Annotated in this window: 17 protein-coding genes; 6 read left to right on the forward strand and 11 right to left on the reverse strand. The window is 60.3% G+C overall.

What is annotated here, in order from left to right:
* Nucleotides 1-68 precede the first annotated feature (68 nt).
* Nucleotides 69-1,046, reverse strand: a complete 978-nt coding sequence (lepB, locus tag SERRSCBI_RS18350; RefSeq protein WP_042785224.1) for a signal peptidase I — start codon at nt 1,044-1,046, stop codon at nt 69-71.
* Between the two features lie 32 nt (nt 1,047-1,078).
* Complete coding sequence (gene lepA / locus SERRSCBI_RS18355) at nt 1,079-2,878, reverse strand: translation elongation factor 4 (protein ID WP_019452315.1); 1,800 nt, start codon at nt 2,876-2,878, stop codon at nt 1,079-1,081.
* A 519-nt stretch (nt 2,879-3,397) separates the two neighbouring features.
* Here lepA and SERRSCBI_RS18360 point away from each other — a divergent pair.
* On the forward strand, nt 3,398-4,234 hold the full coding sequence (locus SERRSCBI_RS18360) for a hypothetical protein (RefSeq protein WP_033644123.1): 837 nt from the start codon (nt 3,398-3,400) through the stop codon (nt 4,232-4,234).
* Here the strand turns inward: SERRSCBI_RS18360 and rseC are convergent.
* The 4 genes from rseC to rpoE are packed head-to-tail and all read right to left on the reverse strand — an operon-like array spanning nt 4,231 to nt 6,922.
* Complete coding sequence (gene rseC / locus SERRSCBI_RS18365; RefSeq protein ID WP_033644124.1) at nt 4,231-4,707, reverse strand: SoxR-reducing system protein RseC; 477 nt, start codon at nt 4,705-4,707, stop codon at nt 4,231-4,233. The genes SERRSCBI_RS18360 and rseC overlap by 4 nt on opposite strands.
* Nucleotides 4,707-5,663 carry a sigma-E factor regulatory protein RseB gene (rseB, locus tag SERRSCBI_RS18370; RefSeq protein WP_025303948.1) on the reverse strand — a complete coding sequence of 319 codons (957 nt, stop codon included), beginning with the start codon at nt 5,661-5,663 and terminating at the stop codon, nt 4,707-4,709. Before rseB ends, rseC begins: the two co-directional genes overlap by 1 nt.
* A complete protein-coding gene (gene rseA / locus SERRSCBI_RS18375; RefSeq protein WP_033644125.1) occupies nt 5,663-6,316 on the reverse strand; it encodes an anti-sigma-E factor RseA in 654 nt (217 codons plus the stop codon). Before rseA ends, rseB begins: the two co-directional genes overlap by 1 nt.
* Before the next feature lie 30 nt (nt 6,317-6,346).
* Nucleotides 6,347-6,922: an RNA polymerase sigma factor RpoE gene (gene rpoE, locus SERRSCBI_RS18380; RefSeq protein ID WP_004929136.1), complete on the reverse strand. Its 576-nt coding sequence runs from the start codon at nt 6,920-6,922 to the stop codon at nt 6,347-6,349.
* 214 nt (nt 6,923-7,136) lie between these two features.
* Here rpoE and nadB point away from each other — a divergent pair, with 214 nt between their 5' ends.
* The gene (gene nadB / locus SERRSCBI_RS18385) at nt 7,137-8,738 is read left to right on the forward strand and encodes an L-aspartate oxidase (protein ID WP_197752444.1); all 1,602 of its coding nucleotides are present in this window, start codon (nt 7,137-7,139) and stop codon (nt 8,736-8,738) included.
* 38 nt (nt 8,739-8,776) lie between these two features.
* On the opposite strand, the gene SERRSCBI_RS18390 is transcribed toward nadB, so the two are convergent.
* Nucleotides 8,777-9,556, reverse strand: a complete 780-nt coding sequence (locus SERRSCBI_RS18390; RefSeq protein WP_042785226.1) for a tRNA1(Val) (adenine(37)-N6)-methyltransferase — start codon at nt 9,554-9,556, stop codon at nt 8,777-8,779.
* 99 nt (nt 9,557-9,655) lie between these two features.
* Between SERRSCBI_RS18390 and srmB the strand changes: the two genes are divergently transcribed.
* Nucleotides 9,656-10,978, forward strand: coding sequence for an ATP-dependent RNA helicase SrmB (srmB, locus tag SERRSCBI_RS18395; protein ID WP_042785227.1), 1,323 nt, complete (start codon nt 9,656-9,658; stop codon nt 10,976-10,978).
* A gap of 52 nt (nt 10,979-11,030) precedes the next feature.
* Here the strand turns inward: srmB and SERRSCBI_RS18400 are convergent, their stop codons facing one another.
* The 3 genes from SERRSCBI_RS18400 to grcA form a co-directional block, all read right to left on the reverse strand.
* The gene (locus tag SERRSCBI_RS18400; RefSeq protein ID WP_042785228.1) at nt 11,031-11,786 is read right to left on the reverse strand and encodes an ankyrin repeat domain-containing protein; all 756 of its coding nucleotides are present in this window, start codon (nt 11,784-11,786) and stop codon (nt 11,031-11,033) included.
* Entirely contained in the window at nt 11,779-12,738 is a 960-nt protein-coding gene (locus tag SERRSCBI_RS18405) for a DUF2974 domain-containing protein (protein ID WP_033644128.1), read from the reverse strand. Before SERRSCBI_RS18405 ends, SERRSCBI_RS18400 begins: the two co-directional genes overlap by 8 nt.
* Before the next feature lie 183 nt (nt 12,739-12,921).
* Nucleotides 12,922-13,305, reverse strand: a complete 384-nt coding sequence (gene grcA / locus SERRSCBI_RS18410) for an autonomous glycyl radical cofactor GrcA (RefSeq protein WP_004929114.1) — start codon at nt 13,303-13,305, stop codon at nt 12,922-12,924.
* 346 nt (nt 13,306-13,651) lie between these two features.
* Here grcA and ung point away from each other — a divergent pair, with 346 nt between their 5' ends.
* Entirely contained in the window at nt 13,652-14,335 is a 684-nt protein-coding gene (gene ung, locus SERRSCBI_RS18415) for a uracil-DNA glycosylase (RefSeq protein WP_004929112.1), read from the forward strand.
* Nucleotides 14,336-14,391: 56 nt separating this feature from the next.
* On the opposite strand, the gene grpE is transcribed toward ung, so the two are convergent.
* A complete protein-coding gene (grpE, locus tag SERRSCBI_RS18420) occupies nt 14,392-14,976 on the reverse strand; it encodes a nucleotide exchange factor GrpE (protein WP_025159545.1) in 585 nt (194 codons plus the stop codon).
* Nucleotides 14,977-15,101: 125 nt separating this feature from the next.
* On the opposite strand from grpE, the gene nadK reads away from it, so the two are divergent.
* Nucleotides 15,102-15,980: an NAD(+) kinase gene (gene nadK / locus SERRSCBI_RS18425; protein ID WP_004929107.1), complete on the forward strand. Its 879-nt coding sequence runs from the start codon at nt 15,102-15,104 to the stop codon at nt 15,978-15,980.
* Between the two features lie 86 nt (nt 15,981-16,066).
* Entirely contained in the window at nt 16,067-17,728 is a 1,662-nt protein-coding gene (gene recN, locus SERRSCBI_RS18430) for a DNA repair protein RecN (protein ID WP_042785229.1), read from the forward strand.
* The last annotated feature ends 43 nt before the right edge of the window (nt 17,729-17,771 follow it).

The raw sequence follows: 17,771 nt of genomic DNA on the forward strand, positions 1-17,771 counted from the left end.
TTATATCCCCTTAATCTTTCACGCCGCAGCAGGCTGCGGCGTGAAATTGACAGGGAATAAATCAGCGATTAATGAATGCCGCCAATCCGGCTGAAACGCACGCCGGTAGGCCACTCGCCTTCCTGCTTTTCAAAGCTCATCCAGATGGCCGTGGCTTTACCCACCAGATTCTTCTCCGGCACAAAGCCCCAGTAACGGCTGTCCGCGCTGTTGTCGCGGTTGTCGCCCATCATGAAGTAATGCCCGGCCGGCACCACCCACTCCGCCAGCGGTTTGCCCGGCTGTTGGTAGTAAGCGCCCACCTGATCCTGCGTGCCCGGCACGGTCAGGATGCGGTGCGTCACGTTGCCCAGGCTCTCCTGACGTTCACGCAGACGAATGCCGCCCTGCGGCACGGTGTCATTCAGCGGGATCTGGTAGAAACCGTTGCTGGCCTCGCCCATGCCGCTGCGGCTGAACAGCTGTACGAAGTCGCTCGGCTGCGCGTCGGCGTAGGTGACCGCCAGCGCGGTATCGCAGGACTGCCCGCTGTTGCACGACGGCTGCACCGTAACGCGCTTATTCACCGGATCGTAAGTAATACGGTCGCCCGGCAGGCCAATCACGCGCTTGATATAATCCAGCTTCGGATCCAGCGGATATTTAAATACCGCAATATCGCCGCGCTTCGGATGACCGGTTTCAATTAGCGTGGTCTGGGTTATCGGATCTTTAATGCCGTAAGCATATTTCTCCACCAGAATGAAATCGCCAATCAACAGCGTCGGCATCATTGAGCCGGACGGGATTTGGAACGGTTCGTAAATAAACGAGCGCACCACAAAGACCAGCAGCAACACCGGGAAGACCGATGCCCCGGTCTCTACCCAGCCTGGCTGCTTAGCCACTTTCGCCAGCGTTTTATCGTCTACTGCGCCCGCGGTCTGCTCGTTGACCGCCGCAATCTTCGCGCGGCGGGCCGGCGCCCATTTAAAGCGCTCGAAGCACCAGATGATCCCGGTGACCAGAGTGGCCAACGCCAGGATCAGGGCAAACATATTCGCCATGCAAACTCCCTCGTTTCGCGAACTCGTCGCGGTTACTTGCCGTCTTTACCGACGTGCAGAATGGCCAGGAACGCTTCCTGCGGCAGCTCGACGTTGCCGACCTGCTTCATGCGTTTCTTACCGTCTTTCTGTTTCTGCAGCAGCTTTTTCTTACGGCTGACGTCACCGCCGTAGCATTTCGCCAGCACGTTTTTACGCAGCTGCTTCACGGTGGAGCGCGCGATGATGTGCGTGCCGATCGCCGCCTGAATCGCGATGTCGAACTGCTGACGCGGGATCAGATCTTTCATCTTTTCCACCAATTCACGGCCGCGATACTGCGAGTTGTCGCGGTGGGTGATCAGCGCCAGCGCATCCACGCGCTCGTTGTTGATCAGCACGTCCACGCGCACCATGTCGGAGGCCTGGAAGCGCTTGAAGTTGTAATCCAGCGACGCATAACCGCGCGACGTGGACTTCAGGCGGTCGAAGAAGTCGAGCACCACTTCCGCCATCGGGATTTCATAGGTCAACGCCACCTGGTTGCCGTGGTAGACCATGTTGGTCTGCACGCCGCGTTTCTCAACGCACAGGGTGATGACGTTGCCCAGGTATTCCTGCGGCATCAGCATGTGGCATTCGGCGATCGGCTCGCGCAGTTCCTGGATGTTGTTCAACGGCGGCAGCTTGGATGGGCTGTCGACGTAGATCACTTCTTTGCCGGTGGTTTCCACTTCGTAGACTACCGTCGGCGCGGTGGTGATCAGATCCAGATCGTATTCACGCTCCAGACGCTCCTGAATGATCTCCATGTGCAGCAGACCAAGGAAGCCGCAGCGGAAGCCGAAGCCCAACGCGGTGGAGCTTTCCGGTTCGTAGAACAGGGAGGCGTCGTTAAGGCTCAGCTTGCCCAGCGCATCGCGGAAAGATTCATAGTCGTCGGAGCTGATCGGGAACAGACCGGCGTACACCTGCGGCTTCACTTTTTTGAAGCCCGGCAACGCTTTATCCGCCGGCTGACGCGCCTGCGTCAGGGTATCGCCCACCGGCGCGCCGAGGATGTCTTTGATCGCACAGACCAGCCAGCCCACTTCGCCGCAGTTCAGCACGTCGCGATCGACCTGCTTCGGCGTGAAAATGCCCAAACGATCGGCGTTGTACACCTGGCCGGTGCTCATGACCTTGATCTTGTCGCCCTTGCGCAGCGTCCCGTTCTTGACGCGCACCAGCGACACGACACCCAGGTAATTATCGAACCAGGAGTCGATGATCAGCGCCTGCAGCGGCGCATCCGGATCGCCCTGCGGCGCAGGAATGTCGCGCACCAGGCGCTCCAGCACGTCGGGCACGCCGACGCCGGTTTTGGCCGAGCAGCGCACGGCATCGGTGGCGTCGATGCCGACGATATCTTCAATTTCCTGCGCGGCGCGATCCGGATCGGCGGCCGGCAGGTCGATTTTGTTCAACACCGGCACCACTTCCAGATCCATTTCGATCGCGGTGTAGCAGTTGGCCAGCGTCTGGGCTTCTACGCCCTGGCCGGCGTCCACCACCAGCAGCGCGCCTTCGCAGGCCGCCAGCGAGCGGGACACTTCATAGGAGAAGTCAACGTGGCCTGGGGTGTCGATAAAGTTAAGCTGATAGGTCTGCCCATCCAGCGCCTTGTAATCCAGCGTGACGCTCTGCGCCTTGATGGTGATGCCGCGCTCGCGCTCCAGATCCATGGAATCGAGCACCTGCGCAGCCATTTCACGGTCGGACAGGCCACCGCAAATTTGGATAATGCGGTCAGACAGCGTCGACTTACCGTGGTCAATATGGGCAATAATGGAGAAATTTCGTATATGCTTCATTATAAAAGTTTTTCTGCCTTGGTATTTCTGAATTACTCGCCTATAGAAACCCGCATGGACCTAAAGCGACAGTGAATGGGTTAGGCCGTCTTGCACCTGAATCGCTGCATTCTACATGCCACACCACTGAAAACCTAGCGATCGGTGCAGTGAAGGCATTCTATTATGCGCAGCTAAATGTTACAGGGCGCCCCGGCTGATGAAAACAGATGTTAACACGGGCTATACGGCCTGAACCCAAGGCTTGCAGGTGCTCCGTGGCCGTCAAACTCCGGCGCTAATACATAACCGGCCGCAGCGCAATAAACCCCTTCTGAAATTATCGAAAAAGAATATTTGGATCAACCTCTTAGAATTCGATTTTGCCCCACATCCTTTAGGAAAAACCCCATATACGCCACCACCGTCCCTCGGATAGAAAGGGCATGAACTCCGCGACAAAACATTATTCCGGGCACTACATCGGCAGCCCACCGGGGTTCACCAGCATATCTGCGTACGTTGATTGGAAGGTGCATTATGATCGATAAAGGGCAAATGCTGAGCCGGCACGATTTTTCGAAGGTCAACTGGGGCATTCTGGCGGCGGCGGCGCTGCTGTTCAGCGTAGGTGCGGCGCTGTTGGTGCTGCCGCTGCTGAGCAGCATTGATGAGAATGACGTCATCACGCTGTTGCAGGCCGGCGCGGGCACAATTTTACTCGGCTGTACGCTGCTGGCGCTGCGGCATTACCTGCGCCCGGTGTTGACGTATCGGCTCTACGAGCACGGCGTGCGGGTCTTTGACGGCCACCATCACAAAGAGCGTTTCATTCCGTTTGAGAAAATCGGCGACATCTATCGCTTTCGCGGCGGCAAGGCTTTTGGCGGGTTGTTTGACGTCACGGCGTTCCGCGCCGGCGCGGATCAGCCCTGGTGCACGGTCTTCAGCAATGTCGCCCATTCGTGGCGACTGGCGGATGTGATCGTCGATCAGCAGCTGCAGCAGCGCGGGCCATTGGCGTTGAACGCGCTCTATCAGGGGGAGACGGTGTCGTTTCACACGGTTGAGGGCGACGCACGCTGGCTGTGGCAGTTGCTGCTCGGCAAACGGCAAGGCACGCCGACCGAAACGCTGCGGCTGAGCGCCACCCTGCTGACCACTGAACGGGGCAACGTGCCTATCGAGCAGATCCGCGCGTTGGAAAATCATCCGCAGCGCGGCATCCGCTTATTCGACGGCCAGGGCAATGTGCTGTTCGCTATCAACGATGATTCGCTGCTCAGCGCCGATCTGTTCATCGCGCTGCTGGAACATATGATCCACAACCGCATCCCCGCCTATCACAACCCGGCGATGACGCGGCCGTCGGTTTAAATCAGCGGGGAGTTTTCCGCCTGCATGCGCAGTGCGGTAGGCGGTAAGCCAATCTGCAGCACCACCGGCTGATAGTCGGCCTGCTCGCCCAGACGTCGGGCCAAGCGGCGCGCCAGCATAAAGGCCACCCCGCCGCCCAGTACGGCGCCGACTGCCGCCGAGGCGTCGCTGCCGAAACAATATTGCAATAACGCGCCACCCAGCATCATGCCCAGCAGCGGCGTCAGGTAAACCAGCATGGCGGAGCGCAGCAGGCTGCCTTCCGCGATGCCGACCTCGACGCGCTGCCCCGGCTCGAGCGGCTGATCGATATGCACCTGCAGCTGATGCTCGGTTTCCGGCACCAGCTCGTTCAACGCACGCGCGCCACAGCCGGAGCGCGCGGTGCAGCTGCCGCAGCCGGCCTTGGGTTCACAGCGCAGCAGCGCTACGCCCTGTTGCCACGAAACCACCGTGGCCCACTCTTTCATCATTACGGCGATACCTTGAAAGAAATGCTGTCGGCGATGCGTTTGGCCGTCGCCGGCGGCAATTCGCCCACAATCGTGATTTCGTTGCCCGCGCGCACTTCGGTCTGGATGGTGCGGCGCCCTTGACGGTAGTACTGCTGCCCGGCTCCGCTGCCCGCCGGGCTGACGTTGACCGAGAAGCTGAACAAGCCGTCGCTGTAAAGGCGGGATTCAACCGGCACGGCGACGTTAGGCAATTTGCGGCGGTTGCGCGCCACCTCGTCTACCCCCGCCGGCAGCCAGCCGGTGCTCCAGCTCAGCTGGACGTTTTCCACCGCCGGCAGCGACAGCAGCGGCGGCAGGTTGGCTTTGAGCAGCCCCTGCATCGCGCCCTGCACGTCGGCGCCGACCGCGAAGGAGATCACCCGATATTGCTCCAGCGTTTCGCCGTCGCGATCGAGCAAATCCACCCGCAGCGGCAGCTTGGTGTCCTCGTCCATCCAGACGATGTAGCTGTAGCGGGAACCGTCGCGCGCCACCACGCGCAGCACTTCACACGGCCGATCGGCGATGCGGGTGCTGCCCACGGAGATAAAGTCGTAGTACTTGGCCAGGCGGGTGAAATCGGCATAAACGATCGCCGGCAGCGCATCGACGATGTGATCGCCGGTGAGCGTGAACGGCTCCAGGCCGGGTTCGAAGTAGCTGATCCCGCCGCCGCGCTGCAGCACTTCGCGGCGCGGGCCGTCCATGTGCAACAGCTGGCCGAGCGGCACGTTGCCGATCACCGCATGGCGATAGCGCAACGACTCGATTCCCTGCTTGCTGATGCTGATGTAGGCGAGCTCGTAATTGAGAGAACGGCTGGCGCTGCTCATCTGTTGCAATAACGCCCCGGACGCAGTCGGCTGCGCCGGGGCGATGCTGGAATAGAGCAGGCTGCCCGTCAATAAACAAACGGAGAACCAGATTTGCTTCATTACTGCTGTTGCATTCCTAAAGACTGAGTTCCGGGAACCTGAATGGCAGCCTGTTGCGGATTGCTTTGCTCAAGCTGCAGCTGATCCGAATGCAGGCGACGTTGCAGTTCATAGTCCTGCAGCATGGCGTTGATACGCTTACGCTGTTCCTGCACCTGCTGCTGTTGGCCGCTGCCGGTGGAGAAACTGTCGGCAGGAACGCCCAGGCTGACCGGTGAGGCCTGGCCCATGATCGGCAGCGTGGTGAAGGCCGGCGATTCGGACGCGTTCGATGACGCAGAAGGCTGGTTGTAGTGCTGCACGCCAACGATGACCGCCAGCGACACGCAGGCCGCCATGCCGATTTGCGTAATCTGGCTCGCCCAAGGACGCACTTTGTCCCAGAACGGCATTTTCTGCCAGGTGTGAGGCTGCGGCTGAGATTCCTGAACGGCGGAAGGCACCAGCCGGGCAGGTTCTTTCTCAAGTGCAGCGGCGACGCGATCGGCGATATCGAAATGCATCACTTGTCCGATATCACCCCGCAGTGTGTCACGTATCAGGTGATAGCTCTGCCAGCTTTGCTGAAGCGTTCGATCTTGCGACAGAGAACTCAACAGCTCGCTGTCGAACGATTCACCATCCATCAGAGCGGAAAGCTTTTCTTTCTGCATGCCTAAGTACCCTTCCTGTGCCCGCCATTGCTAACGCTGGATCAGCGGTTGAACTTTATTATCGATAGCTTCCCGGGCGCGGAAAATACGCGAACGTACGGTTCCGACCGGGCAATCCATGATGGCGGCTATCTCTTCGTAGCTTAGACCATCCAACTCCCGCAGGGTAATCGCCATGCGAAGATCCTCAGGGAGAGACTCAATGGTACGGAAAACTATCTGTCTCAGCTCTTCTGACAACATTAAGTTCTCAGGGTTCGAAATTTCTTTCAGTGCGCCCGCACTTTCGTAATTTTCCGCATCGTTGGCGTCCACATCACTGGATGGCGGACGGCGCCCCTGAGCAACCAGATAATTCTTTGCCGTGTTCACGGCGATTCGATACAACCAGGTATAAAAAGCGCTGTCGCCACGGAACGATTCCAGTGCGCGATAGGCCTTGATAAACGACTCCTGCACCACATCGGGCACATCGCCCTGCGGCACATAGCGGGAAACGAGACTCGCCACCTTATGCTGATAGCGCACTACCAGTAGGTTAAACGATTTCTGGTCGCCCTTTTGGACCCGCTCAACCAGAACTTGATCCGTTAACTGCTCGCTCATCCGAGGTAAACTCTCCCCAAATCCGTCTCCACGCGTAAAATTGTACTGCCAGCCATACATTATTTTCCTGAGCAAGCACTCGCTTGGAGTTCATATAGAACACGAAGTTCCATATCGCCATTGTTTTTTCTGTTGATGTCACCCTATCCGTGGCTTTTGCCCGGACAGTTAGGCTAACATGAAATTCACTCTTCTTCTGCACACATCATACGTTATGCAACCATCATCTGAACATGTTAGCGATGTACTGATCGTCGGCAGCGGCGCTGCGGGCCTGTCACTGGCGCTGCGCCTGGCGCAGCATTGCAAGGTTACCGTTCTCAGCAAGGGGCCGCTCAGCGAGGGGGCCACCTTTTACGCCCAAGGCGGGATCGCCGCGGTGTTCGATGAGACGGACAGCATTGCCTCACACGTTGATGACACTTTGATTGCCGGCGCCGGCCTGTGCGACAAAGAGGCCGTCGAATTCATCGCCGGCAACGCGCGCCACTGCGTGCAGTGGCTGATCGATCAGGGCGTGCTGTTCGACACCGAGGTCAACGCGCAGGGCGAGGCGCATTATCACCTCACGCGCGAAGGCGGCCACAGCCATCGCCGCATCCTGCACGCCGCGGACGCTACCGGTAAGGAAGTAGAGACCACGCTGGTGGGGAAAGCAAGCGCTCACCCCAATATTTGCGTGATGGAACGCCGCAACGCGGTTGACCTTATTACCTCGAACAAAATCGGCCTGCCGGGCACCCGCCGAGTCGTGGGCGCTTACGTCTGGAACCGCGAGCTCGAGCGGGTGGAAACCTACCGCGCCAAAACGGTGGTGCTGGCCACCGGCGGCGCGGCCAAGGTATACCAATACACCACCAACCCGGACATCTCCTCCGGCGACGGCATCGCCATGGCCTGGCGCGCCGGCTGCCGGGTCGCCAACCTGGAGTTCAACCAGTTCCACCCGACCTGCCTGTTCCACCCACAGGCGCGCAACTTCCTGCTGACCGAAGCGCTGCGCGGCGAAGGGGCTTACCTGAAGCGCCCGGACGGCAGCCGCTTTATGCCGGATTTCGATCCGCGCGGCGAACTGGCACCGCGCGATATCGTCGCCCGCGCCATCGACCATGAAATGAAGCGCCTGGGCGCCGACTGCATGTACCTGGACATCAGCCACAAGCCGGCGGAGTTCATCACCCAGCATTTCCCGATGATCTACGAAAAGCTGCTGACGCTGGGCTTCGATCTGACTCGGCAACCGATCCCCATCGTCCCGGCGGCGCACTACACCTGCGGCGGCGTGATGGTCGATCAGCACGGCCGCACCGATCTCGACGGGCTGTACGCCATCGGCGAGGTCAGCTACACCGGCCTGCACGGCGCCAATCGCATGGCGTCGAATTCGCTGCTGGAGTGCCTGGTTTACGGTTGGTCGGCGGCGGAAGACATTCTGCAGCGCCTGCCGTTCATCCAGCAGGCCAAACAGGTGCCGCACTGGGATGAAAGCCGGGTGGACGATGCGGACGAACGGGTGGTGATTCAACACAACTGGCACGAGCTGCGGCTGTTCATGTGGGATTACGTCGGCATCGTGCGCACCACCAAGCGCCTTGAGCGCGCCCTGCGCCGCATCAACACGCTGCAGGCGGAAATCGACGAGTACTACGCTCACTTCCGCATCTCCAACAACCTGCTGGAACTGCGCAATCTGGTGCAGGTGGCCGAGCTTATCGTGCGCAGCGCCATGGCGCGCAAAGAGAGCCGCGGCCTGCACTACACGCTGGACTACCCGGATTTGCTGCCGGAAGCACTGCCGACCATTTTGCAGCCTTAAACTCTGCGACAGGGCGCCTAATCGGCGCCCTTTTCTTTTCAGTAGAACAGGTAGAAGTCGGTGATCAACCGGCGGAAATCGTCGGTATAGCTGCCGTCGGCCTGCTTGATCGCCAGCGCCTGCTCCCGCAGCGGCGTTTCCCGCCGCGTCAGCGCCAGCAACACCCGGTGCAGCGGCGTATCGGCCCGATCGCTGACGTTCACTTTCGCAGCCGTGTGCCAACCGCTTTGCTGCGCCAGGCGTTCGAATTCGGCGCCGATGTCGTGCGGCAGCACCACGCAGAACATACCCTGTTCCGCCAGCAGCTGTACTGCACAGGCTAACAGCGCCTCGTGCGTCAGGGTTTCGGTGTAGCGCGCGTTGTGGCGCGCCTGGTCGCGGCAGGCCACCGCCGGCTCAAAATAAGGCGGATTGCTGACGATCAGATCATACTCAGCGGCATGCTGCTGCGCATAATGGTGAATATCCTGCGCATGCACGCGGATGCGCTGCGGCCACGGCGATTCCGCCGCGTTTTCGCGCGCCTGGCCGGCGGCGGCTTCATCCAGCTCCACCGCGTCGATGGTCACTTCGTCGCCGCTGCGCTGCGCCAGCATCAGCGCGATCAGCCCGCTGCCGCTGCCGATGTCCAGCACCCGGCGCGCCTGCCCCAGCGGCGCCCAGGCGCCGAGCAGCACCCCGTCGGTGCCCACTTTCATGGCGCAACGATCGTGGGCGACAAAGAATTGTTTAAAGGTAAAACCCCCGCGGCGCGGGGTAAAATCGGCTTTCGATCGCTTGCTCACACTCACCACCTGGCTATAAAACTGGCGTAGCATAAGGCAATCTGATCGGCGGGAAAAGAGCGGCTTTCCGCTTAAATAGGTGAAGATCGCGGCCAACCCGTCTATAATCGGCGCCCCAAGTAGAGGTAGACCATGACAGCAACCACTTTTTCCGAACTCGAACTCGATGATCGCCTGATCGACGCGCTGCGCGACAAAGGCTACGATCGCCCCACCGCCATTCAGGCCGCTGCGATCCCGCCGGCGATGGACGGGCGCGACGTCTTAGGTTCGGCTCCGACCGGCACCGGCAAAACCGCCGCCTTCCTGCTGCCCGTGTTGCAGCACCTGCTGGACTTTCCACGCAAGAAATCCGGCCCGCCGCGCGTGCTGATCCTGACGCCAACGCGTGAACTGGCGATGCAGGTCGCCGACCAGGCGCGTGAATTGGCTGTTCATACCTCGCTGGATATCGCCACCATCACCGGCGGCGTCGCTTACATGAACCACGCGGAAGTGTTCAGCGAAAACCAGGACGTGGTGGTCGCCACCACCGGCCGCTTGCTGCAATACATTAAAGAAGAGAACTTCGACTGCCGCGCGGTGGAGACCCTGATCCTCGACGAAGCCGACCGCATGCTCGATATGGGCTTCGCGCAGGACATCGAAACCATCTCCGCCGAAACACGCTGGCGCAACCAGACGCTGCTGTTCTCCGCCACGCTGGAAGGCGAAGCGCTCCGCGAATTCGCCGAGCGCATCCTGAAAGAGCCGGTGGAAGTGGAAGCCGATCCGTCGCGCCGCGAACGCAAAAAGATCCTGCAATGGTACTATCGCGCCGATGACGTGCAGCACAAAACCGCGCTGCTGATCCACCTGCTGAAGCAGCCGGACGTGCAGAAATCGGTGATCTTCGTGCGCAAGCGCGAGCGCGTGCATGAGCTGGCCACCTGGCTGCGCGAAGCGGGCATCAACACCTGCTATCTCGAAGGCGAGATGGTGCAGGCCAAACGCAACGAAGCGGTCAAACGCATGATGGATGGCCGGGTTAACGTGCTGGTGGCCACCGACGTTGCCGCGCGCGGCCTGGATATCCTCGATATCACCCACGTGTTCAACTTCGACATGCCGCGCACTGCGGATACCTACCTGCACCGCATCGGGCGTACCGGCCGTGCCGGGCGCAAAGGCACCGCCATTTCGCTGGTGGAAGCGCACGACCATCTGCTGCTGGGCAAAGTGGGCCGTTACCTGAACGAGCCGCTGAAAGCGCGCGTGATCGACGAACTGCGGCCGAAAACCAAGGTGCCGAACGAGAAGAGCAACGGCAAGCCATCGAAGAAAGTGCTGGCCAAACGCGCGGAAGATAAAGCGAAGAACAAAGAGAAGGCCAAGGTGAAAGTGCGCCATCGCGACGCCAAAAACGTCGGAAAACGCCGTCAGGCGAAGGCCAAACCGGCCGGCGACGCAGAATAACCACCGCTGCCTAAGAAAAAACCGCCTGTACAGGCGGTTTTTTTATGGGCGTTTACTGCTGCGCGTAATGCGTGGCCAGGCGGCGCCCCTGCAGCCATTTATCCAGCTCGCGGAACTGCGCCTTCAGCTCGTCATTCTGCAAATGCGCCGGCGTTTGCGAGAAATAAAACTGGAACGCATAACCCTGCTGATTGCGCGCCTGGGCATCGGCCCCGGCCTGCAACAGCAACAGCGCCAGATGCGGCGCGTTGATCTTCGCCGCCAGATGCAGCGGGGTATCCCCCAGCCGATCGCTCAGGGTGGTGTCCGCCCCGGCCGCCAGCAACAACCGCAGTTGCTCCTCGCGCCCGGCCAGCACCGCCGCCGCAAGCGGCGTGGCGCCGGTAACGGCATTGCGCACGTTCACCTGCGCCCCTTCAGCCAGCAGCAACCGCAGATACTGCACGTCTTGCAGTATCGCCGCGGTGTGCAGCGCGCTGTTGCCGTCCAGCCCCGCTACCGACGGGTCGGCCCCGAGATCCAGCAACGCCTGCACGCTGGCCGGCTGCTGCGAAAGCACCGCCCACTGCAACAGCGTGACCTGCCGATCGCCCCGTTCGCGCAAGCGATCCTGCGTAGCCTGCGCATGGATGCCCTGCGCATCGCCGCGCGCCACCGCCTGAGCCAGCGCCTGGTTGCTGCGGCCGTCAAACGGTGAAATCTCCTGCCCCATCTGTTGCTCCTTAGCCATCATCAGTAAACCGGTCACCGCGACCAGCGCCAGTAAGGCTATCGCCAGCGCCCGCCGCAAGCGACGCCCTTCAGGCATTGGCCTTCGCCTCCCACGGCTTTTGTTCCGCCATCGAGCTTATCACCTTGTCGATGCCGTGCGCCGTCAGGCTGCGATCCAGATGCTTGCTCGGCCGCCAGTCATCGATGCCGGTCAGGGTATCGTTGTTGGCCAGGGTAATGTTGTGGCCGATGGCGTCCGGGATCAGCGAAGTCGATTCCTGGGTGCTGGTCAGCATGTCATATTGCTCGCTGTAACGGCGAATGCCCCCGGCTTCGGCGTCTTTCTTCGCCGCCGCCGGATCGATCCCCAGGCGATTCAGGGTGTAATCCGACACCCCGGCCGCATTGAAGGTGACCGCGACGGTGCCGGTCGCCAGCGCCGCCGTGGCCGCCAGACCGCCGCCGAGCGAATGACCGGCGATCACCAGCGCATCGCCGAAGGCGGCCTTGGCGCTTTTGGCGGCGGCAACCGCCTGATTGTACTGCACATCGTCATAACCCGTCGCCTGTCGCACGTTGCTCAGCCAGTCGCGCCAGTCGTTGGTGCCGGCGAACGCCAACACATACTGCTTGTCGTTGCTGTAAATCCCGGCCTGGAAACCGCTGCCCGCGTCGTGCAGGCTGGCGGGATCGATGCCGAACCCGAGCAACGCGCTGTCGCTCAGACGGTTGAACCCGGCGGCGCCCTGGCCGTTCAGCGAGTAAACGTCCTTGGCCAACAGCGCCAACGCATAATCGCCTTCCTGAGATTGTTGCCCCCGGGTCACGCCCGGCGCAACCGCCGTCGGCGCCGCCGCAGAGATATCGCCGACCAGCGTATTCAACAGGTTCTGCGCGTTCAGCGTATTCTGAGAAGGGGTGGCCACCGGCGCCGGATTTGCCGGCGCTGCCGCAGGCTGCGATGCCGTCGCCGTTTCGGCAGCGGCGCGAGGTGTAGGGATCGCGGCCACCGGGGATACTGCAGAGGTAAAACTTAAAGGCATACTCATGCCGACTCCTTGTCGATAGACTTTTTTATTTAGCACCTGAATAGGTGCTGATTTAGCTATCGGCAGGTCGGATGAGTTCTGTATCAGGAATGCTTATCTTTGTGCAGAATGTGATCCGCCTTCAGTTTTCGGCCATCAAGCGCAAAAAGGGAGCCGAAGCTCCCTGATTGACTGCGCCGCCGATTACAGGCTTTCGGTAAAGGTGCGGGCGATAACGTCGCGCTGCTGTTCCGGCGTCAGGGAATTGAAACGCACCGCATAGCCGGACACGCGGATGGTCAGCTGCGGGTATTTTTCCGGATGCTTGACCGCGTCTTCCAGGGTTTCGCGACGCAGCACGTTGACGTTCAGGTGCTGGCCGCCTTCCACGCGCACGGTCGGCTGCATTTCCAGCGGCACTTCACGGTATTCGATCTGGCCCAGATCGCTGACCGCGACAACCTGATCTTCCGCGTAGTTGGCCTTGGCGCACACGCAGCGAGCTTCCGCTTTTTCATCGTCCAGCAGCCAGAAAGAATTCACCAGCGCCTGGTCGTTCGCTTTGGTAATTTGAATACCGGTAATCATTATGTTGCCTCCGTACAAGGGCGTAAAAATTCACATCGTGAGAAAACCCAATTCTGGTTTCGGCCATTTGGTAAAACCATTGTTGTCTTGTTGTTCTGTATACCAGCCTGACCGGGCCAGTTCTTTGATTAAAGTCAATTTTTACCGGGTAGGCACAAGGCGTGAAGGGGCAAATTTATGTTTTATATCAATTTTCCCGTCGCGCTAAAAAACAATTATTTTTGTAAATTTTCAAAAATAATTGCATTACAAACGGCGGCGAGAAATGAAAAGCGGGTTTCGCTGCGCGGGCCGACACGGTAAGCTATAGCCCATGAATTGCTAAAGAAAACAAAGGAGAGCGTTTATGGCCACCTCCCTCACCTGGCATGACGTGATCGGCAAAGAGAAAGAGCAGCCCTATTTTGTTGAAACGCTCGCCTTTGTTGCCGCTGAGCGCCAGGCCGGTAAGACCATTTATCCACCGCAGAAAGACGTGTTCAACGCGTTCCGCTTTACCGAGCTGGCGGACGTCAAAGTCGTCATCCTCGGCCAGGATCCCTACCACGGCCCCAATCAGGCGCACGGCCTCTCTTTCTCGGTGCGCCCCGGCGTGCCGGCGCCGCCGTCGCTGGTGAACATGTATAAAGAGCTGGCGACCGACATTCCCGGTTTCGAGCGCCCGGATCACGGCTACCTGCAAAGCTGGGCCGAACAGGGGGTGCTGCTGCTCAACACCGTGCTGACGGTGGAAGGCGGCCGCGCGCACTCGCACGCCAACCTGGGCTGGGAAACCTTTACCGATAAGGTGATTGCCGCCCTGAACGAGAACCGCGAAGGCGTGGTGTTCCTGCTGTGGGGCTCGCACGCGCAGAAGAAAGGCAACTTTATCGACCGCAACCGCCACCATGTGCTGAAAGCGCCGCACCCGTCGCCGCTCTCCGCGCACCGCGGTTTCCTCGGCTGCCGCCACTTCTCGCAGGCCAATCAGCTGCTGGAGCAGCAAGGGCTCACGCCGATCGACTGGATGCCGCGCCTGCCGCAGGCGTAGTCCAGAGACAAAAAAGGCACCCTCGGGTGCCTTTCTTTATGCCGTTGCCGGGGCGATTACGCCTTGGCTTTGGAGACCGCGACCATCGCCGGACGCAGCAGGCGGCCGTTCAGCGTATAGCCTTTCTGCATCACCATCATCACGTGGTTCGGCTGGTGATCGGCGGATTCCATCATGCTCATCGCCTGATGCACTTCCGGGTTGAACGGCACGTTGACGTCGCCGACGATTTCGATACCGTACTTGCGCACCACGTCCAGCAGCGATTTCAGCGTCAGCTCGATGCCTTCGATCATCGCGGCCAGTTCCGGATTGTTTTTATCCGCCAGATCCAGCGCGCGCTCCAGGTTGTCGATCACCGGCAGCAGATCGCCGGAGAATTTCTCCAGGGCGAACTTGTGCGCTTTCTCGACGTCCAGTTCGGCGCGGCGACGGATGTTCTCCGCTTCCGCTTTGGCGCGCAGCAGGCTGTCGCGCTCGTGCTGCTGAGCTTCCGCCAGTTGGGCTTCCAGTTCGGCGATACGCGCATCGCGCAGATCGACGCCTTCCGCCGCTTCCGGCAGCGTATCCTCGTGATGAGCGTGTTGTTCCATTTCTTCCGAGACTTGCTCGTTTGGCGTCTTCTGTTCTTTACTACTCATGAATATCTCCGCGTTTTAGCATTAATCTCGCAACTTGGCTTATTATGGGGATCAAAACCGGGGTTTCAAGTCAACCGGTCACAATGTGGGGCATAAACGGGTCCCGGTGAGGAAAATCACAACAAATGAATAAAAAATTCGCCTGTATTGGCATTGTTGGCCACCCGCGTCACCCTTCAGCGCTGGCAACCCACGAGATGCTGTTCCACTGGCTGGTCGCCCGTGGCTATTCGGTGATGGTCGAACGCCAAATCGCCCATGATTTGGGGCTGAAAGACGCCGTCACCGGCAGCCTGGCGGATATCGGCCAGCGCGCCGATCTGGCGGTGGTGGTCGGCGGCGACGGCAACATGCTCGGCGCCGCGCGCGTGCTGGCGCGCTACGACATCAAGGTAATCGGAGTCAATCGCGGCAACCTCGGTTTCCTCACCGATCTCGATCCCGACAACGCCCTGCAGCAGCTGGCGGACGTGCTGGAAGGCGAGTACATCGACGAACAGCGTTTCCTGCTGGAAACCATCGTGCATAAAGAGCACCAGCAGTGCCGCATCAGCACCGCCATCAACGAAGTGGTGCTGCACCCCGGCAAAGTGGCGCACATGATCGAATTCGAGGTGTATATCGACGATCGCTTCGCCTTCTCGCAGCGCTCGGACGGCCTGATCATCGCCACGCCGACCGGCTCCACCGCCTACTCGCTCTCCGCCGGTGGGCCGATCCTCACCCCGTCGCTGGAGGCGATCGCGCTGGTGCCGATGTTCCCGCACACCCTTTCCGCCCGGCCGCTGGTGATCAACGGCGACAGCACCATCCGCCTGAAATTCTCGCAGATCGGCAGCGATCTAGAGATCAGCTGCGACAGCCAGATCGCACTGCCGATCCAGGAAGGCGAAGAAGTGCTGATCCGCCGCAGCAACTTCCATCTGAACCTGATTCATCCGAAGGACTACAGCTATTTCAACACGTTAAGCACCAAGTTGGGCTGGTCGAAAAAATTATTCTAAAATCTGCATCGGCCACTTTACTGTATATAAAACCAGTTTATACTGTATGAAACTACAGTTATGTATTTATACACAGGAAGGTTCCCATGCTGGCGCAATTAACCATCAGCAACTTTGCTATCGTTCGTGAGTTGGAAATCGATTTTCAACCGGGCATGACGGCGATCACCGGTGAAACCGGCGCCGGCAAATCCATCGCCATCGATGCGCTGGGGCTGTGCCTCGGCAACCGCGCCGACGGCAACGTGGTGCGCCTGGGAGCCGCCCGTGCCGACATTTGCGCCCGCTTCTCGCTGGCGGACACCCCGTCCGCGCGCGCGTGGCTGGAGCAAAACCAGCTGGACGACAGCAACGAATGCCTGCTGCGCCGGGTGATCAACGCCGACGGCCGTTCGCGCGGCTTTATCAACGGCACCGCCGTGCCGCTGTCGCAGCTGCGTGAGCTGGGGCAACGCCTGATCCAAATCCACGGTCAACACGCCCATCAGCTGCTGCTCAAGCCGGAGCACCAAAAAGCGCTGCTCGACGCCTATGCCGACGAACCCGCCCTGCTGGCAGCGATGAGCCAGGCCTACCAACGCTGGCATCAGAGCTGCCGCGAGCTGGCGCACCATCAGCAGCAGTCCATCGAGCGCGAAGCGCGCAAGCAGCTGCTGCAATACCAATTGAAAGAGCTGAACGAATTCGCGCCGCAGGCCGGCGAGTTCGAACAGATCGACGCCGAGTACAAGCGCCTGGCCAACAGCGGCCAGCTGCTGACCCTCAGCCAGCAAACGCTGCAGCTGCTGGCCGACAGCGACGAGAACAACATGCTCAGCCAGCTTTACAGCGCCAAACACCTGCTGCTTGAGCTGGCCGGGCTGGACGATAAGCTCAGCGGTCTGCTGGACATGCTGGAAGAGGCCTCTATCCAGATCAGCGAAGCCAGCGACGAACTGCGCCATTACGCCGATCGCATGGATCTCGATCCCAATCGCCTGCACGAGCTGGAACAGCGCCTGTCGCGTCAAATCAGCCTGGCGCGCAAACACCAAGTCGCGCCGGAAGAGCTACCGCAGCTGCATCAGCAGTTGCTGGATGAACAGCAGCTGCTGTCTCAGCAGGAAAGCGACCATGAGCACCTGAACGAGGCGGTTACCCTGCATCACCAGCAGGCGCTGGCGCTGGCGGAAGAGCTGCACCAGAAACGCCTGCACTACGCCGCCGAGCTGACCACGCTAATCACCGACAGCATGCAGGCGCTCTCCATGCCGCACGGCAAATTCAACATCGACGTGCGCTTCGAACCGCAGCACCTGAGCGTCGAAGGGGCCAGCCGCACCGAGTTCTGCGTCTCCACCAACCCGGGGCAGCCGCTGCAGCCGCTGGCGAAGGTCGCCTCCGGCGGTGAGCTGTCGCGCATCGCGCTGGCCATTCAGGTGATCACCGCCCGCAAGATGGAAACCCCGGCGCTGATCTTCGATGAGGTGGACGTGGGCATCAGCGGCCCGACCGCCGCCATCGTCGGCCGCCTGCTGCGCCAGCTCGGCGAATCCACCCAGGTGATGTGCGTCACCCACCTGCCGCAGGTGGCCGGATGCGGGCATCAGCACCTGTTCGTCAGCAAGCAGACCGACGGCACGGTTACCGAAACCCAGATGGCGCCGCTGGATAAACGCGCCCGGCTGCAGGAGCTGGCGCGCCTGCTCGGCGGCAGCGAAGTCACCCGCAATACGTTGGCGAACGCCAAAGAACTGCTGGCGGCATAAAAAAGCTCAACTTTTTCACTTTCCTGCGGTCTGACAGTGACGC

This window comes from Serratia sp. SCBI (genome assembly GCF_000747565.1).
In the GTDB taxonomy this organism is placed as follows: domain Bacteria; phylum Pseudomonadota; class Gammaproteobacteria; order Enterobacterales; family Enterobacteriaceae; genus Serratia; species Serratia ureilytica.

Coding starts and splice junctions, on each gene's coding strand:
- SERRSCBI_RS18390 (WP_042785226.1), bottom strand. CDS start 9,556: ATGCTACGCCAGTTTTATAGCCAGGTGGTGAGTGTGAGCAAGCGATCG.
- SERRSCBI_RS18360 (WP_033644123.1), top strand. CDS start 3,398: ATGATCGATAAAGGGCAAATGCTGAGCCGGCACGATTTTTCGAAGGTC.
- rseC (WP_033644124.1), bottom strand. CDS start 4,707: ATGATGAAAGAGTGGGCCACGGTGGTTTCGTGGCAACAGGGCGTAGCG.
- recN (WP_042785229.1), top strand. CDS start 16,067: ATGCTGGCGCAATTAACCATCAGCAACTTTGCTATCGTTCGTGAGTTG.
- srmB (WP_042785227.1), top strand. CDS start 9,656: ATGACAGCAACCACTTTTTCCGAACTCGAACTCGATGATCGCCTGATC.
- nadK (WP_004929107.1), top strand. CDS start 15,102: ATGAATAAAAAATTCGCCTGTATTGGCATTGTTGGCCACCCGCGTCAC.
- lepB (WP_042785224.1), bottom strand. CDS start 1,046: ATGGCGAATATGTTTGCCCTGATCCTGGCGTTGGCCACTCTGGTCACC.
- grpE (WP_025159545.1), bottom strand. CDS start 14,976: ATGAGTAGTAAAGAACAGAAGACGCCAAACGAGCAAGTCTCGGAAGAA.
- rseB (WP_025303948.1), bottom strand. CDS start 5,663: ATGAAGCAAATCTGGTTCTCCGTTTGTTTATTGACGGGCAGCCTGCTC.
- ung (WP_004929112.1), top strand. CDS start 13,652: ATGGCCACCTCCCTCACCTGGCATGACGTGATCGGCAAAGAGAAAGAG.
- rpoE (WP_004929136.1), bottom strand. CDS start 6,922: ATGAGCGAGCAGTTAACGGATCAAGTTCTGGTTGAGCGGGTCCAAAAG.
- SERRSCBI_RS18400 (WP_042785228.1), bottom strand. CDS start 11,786: ATGCCTGAAGGGCGTCGCTTGCGGCGGGCGCTGGCGATAGCCTTACTG.
- grcA (WP_004929114.1), bottom strand. CDS start 13,305: ATGATTACCGGTATTCAAATTACCAAAGCGAACGACCAGGCGCTGGTG.
- rseA (WP_033644125.1), bottom strand. CDS start 6,316: ATGCAGAAAGAAAAGCTTTCCGCTCTGATGGATGGTGAATCGTTCGAC.
- SERRSCBI_RS18405 (WP_033644128.1), bottom strand. CDS start 12,738: ATGAGTATGCCTTTAAGTTTTACCTCTGCAGTATCCCCGGTGGCCGCG.
- nadB (WP_197752444.1), top strand. CDS start 7,137: ATGCAACCATCATCTGAACATGTTAGCGATGTACTGATCGTCGGCAGC.
- lepA (WP_019452315.1), bottom strand. CDS start 2,878: ATGAAGCATATACGAAATTTCTCCATTATTGCCCATATTGACCACGGT.